We start from the raw sequence: 15,932 nt of genomic DNA, 5'->3' as shown, positions 1-15,932 counted from the left end.
TATCAGGAATTATTGATTCTAAAAATAAAAAAGTATTAACACAGTCTGCAATAAAAAATGTTGATATTGACTTAGTTAAATATTTTAAAAACCAAGCGGCTTGCTATGGTGGATTACATTTATTAAACAAGGGGGAAAAATAAAATGAAAAAATTTCCTAAAAATTTTTTATGAGGAGCTTCAAGTAGTGCCTATCAATTTGAGGGAGCTATAAATGAAGGAGGAAAAGTGCCATCAATAATGGATAAGTTTGACGAAAGAAAAAGTTATCCAAAAGGAATTACAGGATTTAAAGTTGCTTCAGATCATTATAATCATTGAAAAGAAGATGTTGCTTTAATGGCAGAAATGGGATTTAAATCTTATAGATTTTCTATCTCTTGGCCTAGAATAATTAAAAATATTAAAGGAGATATAAATCCTGAGGGTATTAAATTTTATAGTGATTTAATTGATGAACTTATAAAACATAATATTGAACCAATTGTTACTATATTTCATTTTGATACACCATCTTTCATTGAAGAAATAGGTGGATTAGATAGTAGTGAATTTTCAAATATATTTGAATTATATTCAAAAGTACTTTTTGAAAATTATGGATCAAAAGTTAAGTATTGATTAACAATTAATGAATTAAATATGTTTGCTTTTGTTGGTCAAGTAATTGGAGTTATTTCAGAAAAGTCTAAAAGTACAAAATGACAAATCATGCATAATTTAAATGTTGCTCAAGCTAAAGCGATTAGATTATGTAAAAAAATGTTACCTCATGCAAAAATTGGACCAGCGCCAAACATATCTTCTGTTTATGCAAACTCAAATAAACCTCAAGATCATTTGGCCAAACTAAATTTTGATCAAATGAGAAATTGAATATTTTTGGATATTGTTTGTCGAGGAGAATATGGAACTTGATTTAAAAATTTCTTAAAATTAATAAATGAAGAAATAATTATTACAGATGAAGAAAAAGAAATTTTAAAAAACTCTAAACCAGACTTTATTGCTTTTAATTATTATTCAACAATGACTGTTGAATATGCAAGTAGTAAAGATAGTAAAAATTCTTTAGATAACCTTGGTGACCAACAATCTGGTTTTGTAATTCCTGGGATAGGTAAAACTGTAAAAAATAAAAATTTAGAAGCTACACAATTTGGTTGAGAAATTGACTCTATTGGTTTTAGAAATACTTTAAGAGAAGTTTATGACAGATATCAATTACCAATTATGATAACAGAAAATGGAATTGGTGCTAGAGATGTGTTAACTGATGATGAAAAAATTCATGATGACTATCGAATTGAATATTATCAAAAACATATTAAAGCAATGAGCGAAGCTATTGCAGATGGAGTAGAAATGATAGGTTATATGCCTTGAAGTGCAATTGATTTAGTTTCAACTCATGAAGGAATTTCAAAGCGTTATGGTTTTGTTTACGTTAATAGAGATGAATTTGATGAAAAAGATATGAGAAGAATTAGAAAAGATAGCTTCTTTTGATATAAAAACTTAATAGAGAAAAATGGAGAAAATATATAATGGCAAAAAAATTAGAGTTCCCAAAAAACTTTCTTTGGGGCGGAGCTACTGCAGCTTCGCAAATAGAAGGAGCATATGATGTTGATGGAAAATCATTATCTATTCTTGAAATGATTCCTTTTATGGAATTAAAAGATAGAAAAGATTTATCAGCAACAAGAAAATTAACTAAACAAGATTTACTAGATTCAATTGAAAATAAAAAAGGATTACATTATCCAAAAAGATATGGTATAGATTTTTATCATAGATATAAAGAAGATATTGCTTTATTTAAAGAAGCAGGATTAAAAATTTTTAGAATGTCAGTTGCTTGAGGAAGAATATTTCCAAATGGTGATGAGAAAGAGCAAAATCAAAAAGGATTAGAGTTTTATAGAAATGTATTTAAGGAATGTAAAGCTCAAGGATTAGAAGTGATGGTTACAATAAATCACTTTGATACACCATTTCCAATAATGCAAAATTATGGAGGGTGAAAAAATAGAAAAGTAATTGATATGTATTTTAAGTATGCAAAAGTTCTTATTGATGAATTCAATGAATATGTTAAATATTGATTACCTTTTAATGAAATAAATTTAGCAGTTTTAATTTCAGCTTTTTTTGTAGAAGATAAAAGTGGAAATAAAACAACATTTGAAAAAATTAATGAATCATATCAAGATTTACACCATCAATTTATTGCTCAAACAAAAGTAGTTGAGTATGCTAAAAAATTTAAAAACATTCAAGTGGGATGTATGGTTGCTAACTCAACAACCTATGCTTTGGATTGTAATCCAGTTAATGTATTTGAAAATCAACAAAAAGAATTAATGAAAAAATTATTTTATTATGATGTAATGATTAAAGGTGAATATCCTTGATATTCAATAAAATATTTTGAAGATAACAATATCAAAATTTTAAAAGAACCTGGAGATGATCAATTATTAAAAAATAATCCAGTTGAATTTATTACATTTAGTTATTATATGTCAAGTACTATTGCAAAAGAGGAAGGTGAATTAACTGAGGGTAATTTAATGAAACTTGGAAAAAATCCATTCTTAGAAGCAACAGAATGAGGATGACAAATTGATCCTATTGGTTTAAGATATACTTTAAATCAGCTATGAGACAGATATCATGTACCATTATTTATTTCAGAAAATGGAATTGGAATGTTAGAAAAATTAAATAATAAAAATACTGTTGAAGATGATTATCGAATTGATTATTTAGCAAGACACTTTGAACAAATGAGTTTAGCAATTAAAGATGGAGTAAATTTATTTGGTTATACAATGTGAACTCCAATAGATGTTGTTAGTGCTGGTTCAAATGAAATGTCTAAACGTTATGGTTTAATATATGTTGACTATGATGATTACCATAAAGGTACAGGTAATCGATTTAAGAAAAAATCTTTTAACTGATTTAAAAAATTTATGAATACAAGTGAAATTTAAAAAAGAATGCGATTTTAATTTAAAGAATAACATTCTTTTTTTTTTTTTTTTTGAAACATTTTTTATTTTTGTTTCAATTTTTTTTAAACTTTCCAGATTTAAAAGTATTTTCCTCTTAGCAAAAAGTCATTAACTTTTATATCAAATTATGAAAATATTACAATGAGGAGGAAAAGAATGGAAATTAATTTATATTCACCAGTTGATGGCGAGATTAAGGAATTAAAAGAATGCAGCGATGAAATGTTTGCTAAAAAAATGCTAGGTGATGGCTTTATTATAATTCCAGCAGCAGATAATTTTAGTGGTTTTAGTGATAAAGCAACAGTGACTATGGTTTTTAAAGCATATCATGCCTATGGTTTTGATATTGAAGACCTAGATTTTTTGGTTAATGTTGGAATGGATACTATTGCCTTAAAGGGAATTGCATTTTCTACAAAATTAAAAATCGGTGATATAGTTGATAAAAATGATAGTCTTTTTAAAGTAGATTTAAATTATTTAGAAAAAAATAATTTATCAAAAGAAACAGCTATTGTTTTTGATATTAATGATTTAAGTGATTATAAAATAAATAATTTAAAAATTGGTAATGTTAAACAAGGAGATTTAGTTTGTACAATAACATATAATTTTTTTCCTAGAAATCAAAAAAAAATTTGGAATCCTCAATAGATCCGAAAAAGTTTTTTAATTTTTCTAATAAATATGAAAATACTGCAAAACTGATTAATCAATTAGTAGGTGGTAATTCTAATTATGAAGAAATATATAATTGTATGACAAGATTAAGATTTAGAATAAAGAATAAAAACTTAGTTAATATTGAAAAACTCAAGCAAGTTAATCTTGTTAAGGGAACTGTATGAAATGGCTCTGAATTACAAATTGTAATTGGGCAAGATGTCTATAAAGTAAAAGATGAAGTAATAAGATTAAACGATTATTCAATAGAAATTAAAAATAAATTAGTTCATAAGAATGAAAATGTATCTTTTATAAGAAAATTTTTAGCAATGCTATCTGGAATTATGGTTAAAAATAATTCCAGTAATGGTAGGGACAGGTTTAATTCAAGCAATTATTGCTATTTTAATTCAAACTAATGTCATGCCCAATATTATTTTTAATGAAATAAAACAAGAGGGAGTACTAATAACAAAGGCAAATATTGGTTGAGTTATTTTATTCATTATAGGTGTATCTAGTAACTATTTTATGGGAATAATGATTGCAGTTTCTGCAGCTGATTACTTTAAATTAGAAGGACTTATAGGAGTAGCTCTTGGTGTTATTCTCTGTTCACCATTACTTTTTGGTGATGGATGTCGTTTAGGAATGGGAAATGATTTTTTAATCTTTGATTTTGGAAACATTAATACTGGAAATCCTATCCTAGATGAAATAACAAAAATAAGAGTTAATACCATGAATACTAAAATATTTGTTATTATAGCTGCCATATATACAGCAAAAAAATTGGATACTTGATTAAAAAGAGTAATTCCAGTTGCATTGGAATTAATGTTTAGACCGTTTATTATCATTATTTTGGTTGTTCCATTATCATTTTTTGGTTATGGAATTATTTGAAACTTTTTTGAAACATTATTTGGTTCATTAATATTTTATATGGGAAAAATCCCTTTAGGAGTTGGAGTTGGTATATTTGTTGCTATGTGACAAGTAGCTGTAATATTTGGATTACATATGGTGCTTGGAATCATATCTATGATTGATCATTTAGCAAATGGAGGACAGAGTGTTTATGGTATTGCTGGTTCAATTTCAGTATGATCTCAAGTTGGTGCTTTAATTGGAGTTATCTTGATTACTCAAAATGCAAAATTAAAAAAAGAGGCAATTGGAATGCTTCCTGCTGGATTTCTTGGTATTACAGAACCAATTCTATATGGAATTAATTTACCTAAAAAAAGACCATTAATTTCCAGGAGTAGCTGCTTCATTTGTAGCAGGAGCTTTTGCAAGTCTTTTAAATGTAACTAAAAGAGCAAATACAGGAATTGGAGTATTTGAGTTAATTGGTTTTTTTGCAGAACCTCAATTAGGTGGAAAAGGAACAATTAGTCCAATTGAAAATGGTTCATTTTACTTATTAGCGTGCATAATATCAATTTCATTGGCTATTGCTTTTAGTATGATATCTTATAAAGAAAGAAAAAGCGAAAAATCATTGTTAAATAAGACAATTAGCAATCTGATTATTTCAACTAAATTGGAATTGGGGTTAAATAAACAAGATGTTATTTCTTTAAAAGAAAAGTTAACTAAAGTCTCAACAAATTTAGATAAAGAAACTTTAAAATTAATAAAAACTAGTGAGAAAAACATTCAAACATGATTAAAAATAAAAGAAAAAGCAAATAGTCTAATTGAAAAAAGCGAGTTAAAGAAAGAAAAAATAATATTGAAAGGTAAGAATTTAATAAGTAAATCAAAATTTGATTTAGCAAAAAACTATATAAAAAAATATAATAATATTGATAATTTTCAAAAAATAAATATTTTAGATCAAGAAAGTAAAGACTTATTTAAGAAAATAGATTTTGATAAATTAAACTCTCGAATTTCAAAAATTGAAAAAAAAGTTGTAGAGGAAATCTTAAAAGCAGCTTCTCTTAATAAGAATATTCATGATGAACTGAATGCAATTATTTTTAATAATTTAAATAGTCTTCAAATTCACTATGATTTATTAAAAAGTAAGGAACAAAAAATCAATTTAGATTTATTTATAATAAATCAAAAAAATAGGGAGTTAAAACATCAAATATAGAGTTATTTTTTAAAAATAGAAAATTTACATTTATCTTGAAAATACTTTCATATATTGAAAGTATTTTCATTTTTGGAAAAAATATTACATTTTATATTATTTTATGGAAATATTACTATTAGGAGGAAAAGTAAATGGAAATAAGTTTATATTCACCAGTTGATGGTGAAGTAAAAAATATTCAAGAATGTAATGATTCAATGTTTGCTGATCGCATGTTAGGTGATGGAATAGTTGTTATTCCAGAATCAAATAAATTCAAAGCTTTTTTTGATAAAGCAAGAGTTACTATGATATTTGATACGTATCATGCATATGGTTTTGATGTTGAAGGTTTGCAATTTTTAATTCATTGTGGAATGGATACAGTATCACTTAATGGTAAAGGTTTTTCTACAAAATTAAAAGTTGGAGATAAAGTTATAAAGAATGATGATATTTTTAATGTAGACTTAAATTTATTAAAAGAGAAAAATATTTTAAAAGAAACACCAATTGTGTTCGAAATTAATTCTTTAATTGATTATACAATTAAAGAATTAAAAGTAGGTAAGGTAAAACAAGGAGATTTACTTTGTAAAATATCTTATACATTAAAGGAAAAAGAGGAACAACAAGATTTAAAAACTATAACAGATCCAGTTGAATTTTTTAATGCTTCAAATAAATATGAAAAAGGTGCAAAATTAATTAATCAATTTGTTGGAACTAAGAGAAATTATAATGAAGTATATAATTGTATGACACGATTGAGATTTAATATTAAAAATAAAGAAAAAGTTGATATTGAAGCAATCAAAAAAGCTCCACTTGTTAAAGGAGTGGTTTGGAATGGACCAGAGTTACAAGTTGTAATTGGTCAAGATGTTTATAAACTAAAAGATGAAATAGTAAAATTAAATACTGAAGAACACACTTTAAAGGCTTCAATGGGTCTTAATAGTGAAAAAGAAACTTTCTTTAGAAAAATGTTAGCAATGTTTTCAGGTATTATGACGAAAATAATTCCTATAATGGTTGGAGCTGGTTTAGTTCAAGCAATTATAGCAATTTTAATTCAAACAGGTTTAATGCCAAATATTGTCTTTAAAAGTCCAGGTCCTAATGATGTTCTAATAACAGAAGCAGGAATTGGGTGAATAATTCTTTTCATTGTTGGTAGGTCAACTACTTATTTTATGGGAATAATTATTGCAGTTTCTGCAGCTAATTATTTTAAATTAGAGGGACTTATGGGGGTTGCTCTTGGTGTTATTCTCTGTTCACCATTACTTTTTGGTGATGGAGGTCGTTTAGGAATGGGAAATGATTTTTTAATCTTTGATTTTGGAACCATTGACACTGGAAATCCTATGCTAGACGAAATAACAAAAATAAGGATTAATACAATGAATACAAAAATATTTGTAATTGTTGGTGCCATATATACAGCAAAAAAATTAGATACTTGATTAAAAAGAGTGATTCCAGTAGCTTTAGAATTAATGTTTAGACCATTTATTGTTATTCTTGTAGTTTGTCCATTATCATTTTTTGGTTATGGAATAGCCTGAAATTTCTTTGAAACATTATTTGGTGCATTAACATTTTACTTAGGCCAAATACCAATTGGTATTGGAGTTGGTATATTTACAGCTATGTGACAAATAACTGTTATTTTTGGTTTACATATTATGTTGGGAATGATCTCAATGTTAGAGCATATTTCAAATGGGGGTCAAAGTATATATGGAATAGGGCCATCAATATCAATTTGAGCACAAGTTGGTGCACTAATTGGAGTTATCTTAATTACTCAAAATGCAAAACTAAAAAAAGAGGCAATTGGAATGCTTCCAGCGGGATGTCTTGGTATTACAGAGCCAATTCTATATGGAATTAATTTACCTAAAAAAAGACCATTAATTTCAGGGGTATGTGCAGCTTTTATTGCAGGAGCCTTTGCAAATATTATGGGTGTAACACAAAGATCACAAAGTGGTTTAGGAGTTTTTTCAGCTATTGGTTTCTTCTCTGACCCTATATATAATGGTGAGGGAAAACTTTCACCAATATCAAATGGTTTAATTTATCTAGTGGCATGTGCAATGTCGATTTCTCTTGCCATACTTTTCAGTATGTTATCTTATAAAGAAAGAGAAACCGAAAAAACTTTATTAGCTAAAACTTTTAGAAAAATAACTACCATATCATTATTAGAATTAAATTTAAATAAAAATGATCTTGAAAAAATGAAAACAGAGCTGAAAGAAAATTTAAATCTTTTGGATAAAGAAACTTTAAATTTAATAAAATCTGTAGAAAAAAATATTCAAAAATGACTAAAATTAAAAGAAAAACTAAATTCCTTAATTTCAAGTGAAGAGATAAAAAAAGATAAAATAATTAACAAAGGAAAAAAATTAGTTGCTAATAAAAAATATGAAAAGGCGCAATTTTATATAAGAAAATATAATGAGATAGATAATCTTGATAAAATTAATTTATTAAAGATGGCAATTGAAAATCAATATAAACTTATTAATTTTGAAAAATTAAATCAAACTATTGAAAAAATTAATAAAGACATTAATAAAAATATTTCAAACTCTAAATTTATTAACAAAGCAATAGAAAAAGATATTAAAGCAATTATTTTTAATAATATAAATAGTGTCCAAATTCACTATGGTTTATTAGATAATAAACTACCAGATATTAATTTAAATGCGATAATTAATGAGAAAATAGCAGAAAAAAAATTATTAAAAAGTAATCTATAATTATTAAAATGAAAATTATTATATAAAGTTATTTTTCTTTAAAATAATAAACATTAAAAACAATAAATCTAGTATTATTTTTATATATAAAAGTTTAAGGAGAATAACTATGAAAATGAGTCCAATAATTGAAGAATCATTAAAAAATGAATTAAAGCGTCAACAAAATCATATTGAATTAATTGCATCAGAAAACTATGTTTCAGAAGCAATTTTAAAATTAAATGGTTCTGTTTTAACAAATAAATATGCTGAGGGTTATCCTGGTAAAAGATATTATGGTGGGTGCCGCTATATTGATGAAATAGAATCTTATGGAATAGAATTAGCAAAAAAAATTTTTAAAGCTGATCATGCAAATATTCAACCACATTCTGGAAGTCAAGCCAATGAAGCAGCTTATAGAACTTTGATAAAACCTGGCGATACTGTACTTTCAATGAGTTTAGATGCTGGTGGTCATTTAACACATGGTTATCCTATAAACTTTTCTGGACAATTATATAACTTTGTTTTTTATAAAGTTAATAAGAAAACAGAGGAAATTGATTTTAAAGAAATTAGTGATTTAGCAAAAAAACATAAACCAAAATTAATTCTTGCGGGAGCAAGTAGTTATACAAAAATTATTGATTTTAAGAAATTTAAAGAAATTGCAGATAGTGTTGGAGCTTATTTTATGGTTGATATGGCCCACATTGCAGGACTTGTAGCAGGTGGGGTTCATCCAAATCCTTGTGAATATGCAGATGTTGTAACAACAACAACTCACAAAACTTTAAGAGGAGCTAGAGGGGGATTAATTCTTTGTAAGGCTAAATTTGCAAAGAAACTTGATTCAACAGTTTTTCCTGGAGTTCAAGGAGGACCTTTAGAAAATCAAATAGCAGGTAAAACCCAAGCTTTATTTGAAGCTGATAGTCAAGAATTTAAAGAATATGCAAATCAAGTTGTAATTAATGCAAAAAAATTAGCAAAAACTTTAAGTAAAAATGGTCTAAGATTAGTAGCTAATGGGACAGAAAATCATACAATAATTGTGGAAGTTAAAGACTCAATTGGAATCACTGGAAAAGAAGCTGAAAGTATTTTAGAAGCAATTGGTATAGTTTCAAATAAAAATATGATTCCATTTGATCAAGAAAAACCAGTGCATACTTCTGGAATAAGATTAGGAACTCCAGCAATGACTACAAGGGGTTTTAAAGAAGCAGAATTTGAACAAGTTGGCAATATTATTGCAAGTATTTTAAAAGACCATAGTGAAGAAAATTTAAAAGAGTTAAGTAAACAAGTTAAAGATTTATGTGATAAATTTCCAATATATGAAAATTTATAATATTAATTTCTTTTTACTTAAAACATTGCTAAAAAAGCAACAAATTTATTAAAAAGGAAAGAAAGAAATGAAAAGGTTATTGATAGACTAAAAACTAGTCTTTTCTCAATATCACATTATATAAAACTTAAAAAATTTAATTGTGTTTTATTAATGCTAGATAATCATGTTATAGAAATACTAAATAAATTTTTAATATTAAAGTCAAAATAATTAGTTCTTTAGAAGGATTTTTTATTAAAACAAAGAGAAATATACAGCATATAAATATAGCCAAACTGAAAATTTTTATTATTTTTTATTATTTTTTTTGTAAAGATAAAAAAATATAGTAATGATACAAATTGAAGATTAATATTTAAAAATGAGAAATAATTTTATCAAATATTATATTTGATAAAATTTTTTTATATTTTTGTTATAATTTTATATATAAATATAAAAAAGAAGTGGAAACAAATATGGATGAAAATCTCTTAAGTTCTGATAAAGAACTTGAAAAAAAATTAGAAACAAATATCAAAAAAGGTTTAACTACTGAAGAAGTTTTAGAAAAACAACAAAAGTTTGGGAAAAATGAACTTCCAAAAGGTAAAATTACACCTTGATATTTAATATTTTTAAAAACTCTAGTAGAACCAATTTTATTAGTATTAATGGGAGCTGCAGTTATTTCAATTATTGCACCAATAATATCTAATAAGGGTCACATTGAAGCATCTGAATTTATTGATGCAATTGTTATTTTTTCAATTGTTTTAATTGATGCTATTTTAGAAACGGTACAAACAATTAAAGCACGAAAGTCAATGGATGCTTTGAAATCACTTTCTAAACCAAAAACGGTTGTTATTAGAAATGATATGCAACAAGAAATTGATGCATCAGAATTAGTACCAGGTGATATTGTTGTTTTAGAAGCTGGTAAATATGTGCCAGCAGAGTTAAGAATTATTGAAGCAAGTGACTTATCAATAGATGAATCAATTTTGACAGGTGAGTCAGTACCTGTTCAAAAGACACATTTAGCTTTAAAAGAATCAACAACAATTTTAGCTGATATGAAAAATATAGCATTTATGTCAACTTTTACAACATCAGGAAGAGCTATTGGATTAGTTATTAAAACTGGAGTTGAAACTGAAATTGGAAAAATTGCTAAATCAATTAATGAAAATGAAGAGGAATCTACACCTTTAGAAAAAAAATTAAATTCTTTTACTTATTGAATAAGTGGTTTAAGTTTTATTTTAGCGATTCTAATTTTTACAACATTATTTTTCAGTGGTGATCAAAAAGCATGAGCAAATTACTTAATGGTAGCAATTACATTAGCAATTGGAGTTATTCCAGAATGTTTAGCTGCAGTTGTTTCAATAACTTTAAGTATTAGTACTAAAAAAATGGTTAAGCAAAATGTTATTATTAAGAAACTCCAGGCAGTTGAAACCTTAGGTAATGTTAATTTTATTTGTACCGATAAAACAGGGACTTTAACTCAAAATAAAATGACAGTTAAAAAGATGATTATGGATAATAAAGTTATTGCTTCAAAGGAATATGCTAAAGAGAAAAATGATAAACATATGGATCTCTTTTTAAAAGCATTAGTTTTATGTAATGATTCAGTTACAGAAGGTAATGAAAGAATTGGTGATCCAACAGAGTTAGCACTTGTCGATTTTGCTGAAACAATAGGATATGATGAACAAGATTCACGTGATGTTTGACAAAGAATTGATGAAATGCCTTTTGACAGTGAAAGAAAAATGATGACTACTGTTAATAAAATTAATAAAGTAAATACAACATTTACAAAAGGTGCAATTGATCAATTATTGCAAAGATGTACCAAAATAATGGTGGATAATGTCTTAAGAAATATTACAGAAGAAGATAAAAAAATGTTATTGGAAGCAGCAACAGAACTTTCAAAAGATGCTTTAAGAGTTTTAGCATTTGCATATCATTTAAACTATGATAAATTAAAAGATAAAAATAACTTAGAACAAGATTTAGTATTTTTAGGTGCTGTTGGAATGATTGACCCTGTTAGAGAAACTGCAGTTAATGCAGTTAGATTAGCTCATGAGGCTGGAATTGAAGTTGTAATGATAACAGGTGATCATGCTGTCACTGCTCTTGCTATTGCAAGAGATTTAGATTTAGCTCATTCAGAATATGAAGTTATGAGTAGTAATACTTTAAATCAATTAGATGACAAACAATTATTAAGAGTAATTGAACAAATAAAAGTATTTGCTAGAGTAAATCCTGAACATAAAGTAAGAATTGTTGATGCTTTAAAACAAAAGGGTAATATTGTTTCAATGACAGGTGATGGGGTTAACGATGCACCAAGTTTAAGCAAAGCTGATATTGGTGTTGCTATGGGAATTACTGGAACTGATGTTGCTAAACAAGCAAGTGATATTATTTTAACTGATGATAACTTTGAAACAATAATTAAAGGTGTTAATGAAGGTAGAAACGTTTATCAAAAAATTAAAAGAGCAATTGCTTTTGTTATTGGAGTTAATTTAGCTAATGTTTTAGCAATATTTATTCTTTCAGTAATTAATACAGTTTCTCCATTAGAAGCTACAAATATCTTATGAATGAATTTAATTGTTGAATCAATTATTGCTTTATCAATGGGTATGGGTTCAAATGACCCAACTTTAATGAAAATAAAGCCAGTTAAAGGTAAGAATTCATTATTTAAAGGTTTAGGTTATACCTTATTTAAAATAATCTTATTTACAACAATTGCTTCAATTGGAGCATACTATTTTGGAATGATGTTTGTAACAGATGATTATTTAAAAGAAATTTTAGGTGATAATTACAACCTAAGTTGACATCAGGCTTTAAGAAGTAATGATTTTAGTGTTGAACAAAAAATTAAAATTGGAAATTTTGGAAGAACTGCAATGTTTGTAACAATAACTTGTGCTCCATGTTTCTATGCAAACTTTATAAAATTATCAAATTGAAAATCTGATAAAAAAGTAAATTTAATAGTTAATAAACCTTTATGAATTGCAAGTATGTCAGCTGTATTAGTTAACTTAGCTGTAATTATGATTCCTGGATTTAATGAGAAAATATTAAATCTTGCATCAATTAGTAGTTACAATAGTAGCAATTGATACCTAATTTTAGGAGCACTTGCAATATCACTTATTCCAGTATTGTTTATGTTATTGTTAGATGGAATAACATTTGTAATTTATCATTATAGACCAGATCCTTGAAGAAGAAATAGAATTTTAGCTCAAGAATTGGTAGAAATTGATATTCAAAAAGAAAAACAAAAGAGAAGAAGTAAGAAAAAAGCAAATTAATACTAAAATTATTAAAAATTCCTAAACTCATTTATTTTAAATGAGTTTTTTTTATTTAATTGTACAATTAAATAACTTAGAGAAAAAAGTGCTCTATTAAGCAATATTTAACACTTTTTAATTTTTAAAAAAGTTTTTAAGTTTTCTCAATTTAAGTTCAAAAACCAAGAAAAATGAGCTAAAAAGGTAAAAAATGATTAAATTTCATAAAAATATTTTAGTTTTAGTAAAGTATTTTTATGCAATTAGAATTTAAATTTTATGCTAATTTTTAACACTTATATAACCCTTTAAAATGGGACTTTTATAAGTGTTATTTTTTTTGCTATTTTTTTAAATATATAAAATTCAAAAAAGTCAAGTCAAATTCAACTGACCAATAAATTGTTATAACTTTTTTAAAGGAGTATATTTTTTGTAAGCCTATTTTTAAATAGATATTTTTTTTATTAAAATTAGGTGGAAAAATAATTGACTTTACTTTATGAGTTATTTTATTTTTTAAGTTATAAGGGGATAAGAAATTTAGAGAAGGGTTTATCAAAATGAAACAGAAATTCAAAAATTTTCTTAATGAAAAATTAAAATTGAAAATAATAATTTCATCATCGATAGTTGGCTTTTTATTTCTATTTAGTTTTTTGATGGTGGTTCCAGGATTAGGAATTGAATCAAAAAAGTTTATTAATAGCATTGAAAAGCAAATAAAAATCATAATGCCTAAAGGTATGTATGTAATTGATGGACAAGATGTAGTTTATGAACAAGTAATGAATACAGCTATTAAAAGTGCATACACAAGTGATGCACTTTCAACTATCAATTCCTATGAAGATAGTAATTATGCAGTTAAAAAAGAAGACTACATTAATTTTTCAAATGAATGATTTGAAAAAAGATGAGGTGATGATATTAGAAATCAAAGAGATGTTGATTTATACGAATTAGGGATGGACTTAATTAAATTTGATCAAGCAGTTGCTACAAAGTTTTTAAGTTATGGTTATGTTCATGCAGGAATTCAGTGAATGTTTAAAAATGGAGGATTAAAGGAAATTTTTTCTTCTCAATTTTATGAACAAGCAAAAAGAGATCAAACAATTATTAATCAAGAGACTTATGATTCTTGAATGAAATATGAGGGTCCTGGATTAAATGGAATTAAAGTAGAAAAAAGTTTAGGAACAATGATAGTGAATAATAAAGTTTGATTTTTAAATAGGCAAATTGAAAATATAAAATTTGGTTTAAATATTTTAGGGCATAGTATTTTTAAAAATAAAGAGTTAAACGAAAATAATATGTCAAAGACAAAAGTTACTTTTGATGAATTATCTTATCCATTTTTTACAGAGACTTTAAAAGTTCTAAGAGCTGGAATTATTATATTTTTTATTTTTTTAGGAATTGTTTTACCAATTTTTACAACATTTTTAACTATCTGAATAATCAATTTAAAGAAAGGAAATAAATAAGTATGAAAAAACTATTAGCAATTCTTTCGTCAGTTAGTTTACTTACAGTTTCTACCTCAGCAGTAGTATCATGTATACCAACAGCAACTGAAATTAATTTTGATTTCGATAAAAATATTGGAACTCAATTTGATACTAGATTTGCAAAAGATACAAGCGACGATAAATCTAACCATAAAGGTTTTTCAAACTTTTTTACACTAGGCGATTCATTGAGTGATCAAGGTGGTTTACAAACTATTGGAAAAGATCAGTTTAATATTGAAATTAAAATGTCAGGAGAATATGTTGGTGGATTTAGTAATGGATTGACAACAGCTGCTCTGATAAATGAAGAACTAGACTTTTCAAAAGAAGAATTTAAATCTTCAAATTTAATTCATAAACCTGATATTGATTTAAATGGAGAAAAAGTATGAGGAAAAAATTATTCTGTTGGTGGAGCAACAGCATATGATTCATCAGGAGCAACAGCTTTATTATTGGGAAATACAGGAATTTATAAGCAAGCACAAACTCTTGTAGAGCAACAAAAAATTCACGAGGATGACTTATTTTTAGTAGAAATAGGTGGAAATGATATGTTTGCAATATTGGATAATCTAAACAACTCAAATAAACGAGAAGAAATTATGCAAAGTGCATTATTAAATATTAAAAATGCACTTTATACTCTACTAAATAATGGAGCTAAAAAAATAGTTTTTTTATCTCCTCCAGATATGACATTAATTCCAAGATACTATAAGGCCAATCAAACTAATAAAGAAATTATTAAAATAATTGGTGATGATTTTAATTATGAAATTTCAAAAATTATTAAAAAGGCTAATAAAATGTTTAATGATTCAATTTTGTTTTTTGACCTTTATACAAGATTTGGTGAAATTACACAAGAATTTCAAAACTCAGGACCTAATAAAAATATTACAGAAGAGTTAAGCGATGCAACTTCACCAGATTTAAGTGGAATTGATTTAACTAATTTTGAATTAAAAGCAACTGTAAAACCAGAAAATGTAGGAAAAGAAGAAGACTTTTTCTTCTTAGATTATGTTCATCCAACAAAAAATGGACATAAATTTGCTAAAAAAATTATTTTTAAAGAAATTGAATCAAAATGAAATGAAGAATAAATTAGAAAAGAGATGAATTTTAAAATGAAAAAATTATTAAGTTTAATAGGAGCCATGACATTAATGGCTTC

At 25.7% G+C, this 15,932-nt stretch carries 11 protein-coding genes; all 11 read left to right on the top strand.

From position 1 onward, the window contains the following. Window positions 1-144: 144 nt before the first annotated feature. The 11 genes from AAHM99_RS00055 (at window position 145) to AAHM99_RS00005 (ending at window position 15,861) form a co-directional block, all read left to right on the top strand. The gene (locus AAHM99_RS00055) at window positions 145-1,548 is read left to right on the top strand and encodes a glycoside hydrolase family 1 protein (protein ID WP_342274773.1); all 1,404 of its coding nucleotides are present in this window, start codon (window positions 145-147) and stop codon (window positions 1,546-1,548) included. Further along, on the top strand, window positions 1,548-3,002 hold the full coding sequence (locus AAHM99_RS00050; protein WP_342274772.1) for a glycoside hydrolase family 1 protein: 1,455 nt from the start codon (window positions 1,548-1,550) through the stop codon (window positions 3,000-3,002). The genes AAHM99_RS00055 and AAHM99_RS00050 overlap by 1 nt, the downstream gene beginning before the upstream one ends. Before the next feature lie 177 nt (window positions 3,003-3,179). After that, window positions 3,180-3,680, top strand: a complete 501-nt coding sequence (locus AAHM99_RS00045; protein ID WP_342274771.1) for a PTS sugar transporter subunit IIA — start codon at window positions 3,180-3,182, stop codon at window positions 3,678-3,680. Further along, window positions 3,665-4,111 carry a PTS sugar transporter subunit IIB gene (locus AAHM99_RS00040; protein WP_342274770.1) on the top strand — a complete coding sequence of 149 codons (447 nt, stop codon included), beginning with the start codon at window positions 3,665-3,667 and terminating at the stop codon, window positions 4,109-4,111. The genes AAHM99_RS00045 and AAHM99_RS00040 overlap by 16 nt, the downstream gene beginning before the upstream one ends. After that, complete coding sequence (locus AAHM99_RS00035; RefSeq protein ID WP_342274769.1) at window positions 4,059-5,012, top strand: PTS sugar transporter subunit IIC; 954 nt, start codon at window positions 4,059-4,061, stop codon at window positions 5,010-5,012. The genes AAHM99_RS00040 and AAHM99_RS00035 overlap by 53 nt, the downstream gene beginning before the upstream one ends. A gap of 151 nt (window positions 5,013-5,163) precedes the next feature. Further along, window positions 5,164-5,802, top strand: a complete 639-nt coding sequence (locus AAHM99_RS00030; protein WP_342274768.1) for a hypothetical protein — start codon at window positions 5,164-5,166, stop codon at window positions 5,800-5,802. Window positions 5,803-5,936: 134 nt separating this feature from the next. After that, on the top strand, window positions 5,937-8,564 hold the full coding sequence (locus AAHM99_RS00025) for a glucose PTS transporter subunit IIA (RefSeq protein WP_342274767.1): 2,628 nt from the start codon (window positions 5,937-5,939) through the stop codon (window positions 8,562-8,564). A gap of 109 nt (window positions 8,565-8,673) precedes the next feature. Beyond that, window positions 8,674-9,903 carry a serine hydroxymethyltransferase gene (locus tag AAHM99_RS00020; protein ID WP_342274766.1) on the top strand — a complete coding sequence of 410 codons (1,230 nt, stop codon included), beginning with the start codon at window positions 8,674-8,676 and terminating at the stop codon, window positions 9,901-9,903. A 461-nt stretch (window positions 9,904-10,364) separates the two neighbouring features. Beyond that, entirely contained in the window at window positions 10,365-13,250 is a 2,886-nt protein-coding gene (locus tag AAHM99_RS00015; RefSeq protein ID WP_342274765.1) for a cation-translocating P-type ATPase, read from the top strand. Between the two features lie 545 nt (window positions 13,251-13,795). Then, complete coding sequence (locus AAHM99_RS00010) at window positions 13,796-14,725, top strand: hypothetical protein (RefSeq protein WP_342274764.1); 930 nt, start codon at window positions 13,796-13,798, stop codon at window positions 14,723-14,725. Between the two features lie 2 nt (window positions 14,726-14,727). Further along, window positions 14,728-15,861, top strand: a complete 1,134-nt coding sequence (locus AAHM99_RS00005) for an SGNH/GDSL hydrolase family protein (RefSeq protein ID WP_342274763.1) — start codon at window positions 14,728-14,730, stop codon at window positions 15,859-15,861. The last annotated feature ends 71 nt before the right edge of the window (window positions 15,862-15,932 follow it).

This window comes from Spiroplasma endosymbiont of Cantharis lateralis (assembly GCF_964030855.1).
Taxonomy (GTDB): domain Bacteria; phylum Bacillota_I; class Bacilli_A; order Mycoplasmatales; family Mycoplasmataceae; genus Spiroplasma_A.
The sequence above is the reverse complement of the archived record's forward strand: the minus strand, read 5'-3'. Positions and strand labels throughout refer to the sequence as shown.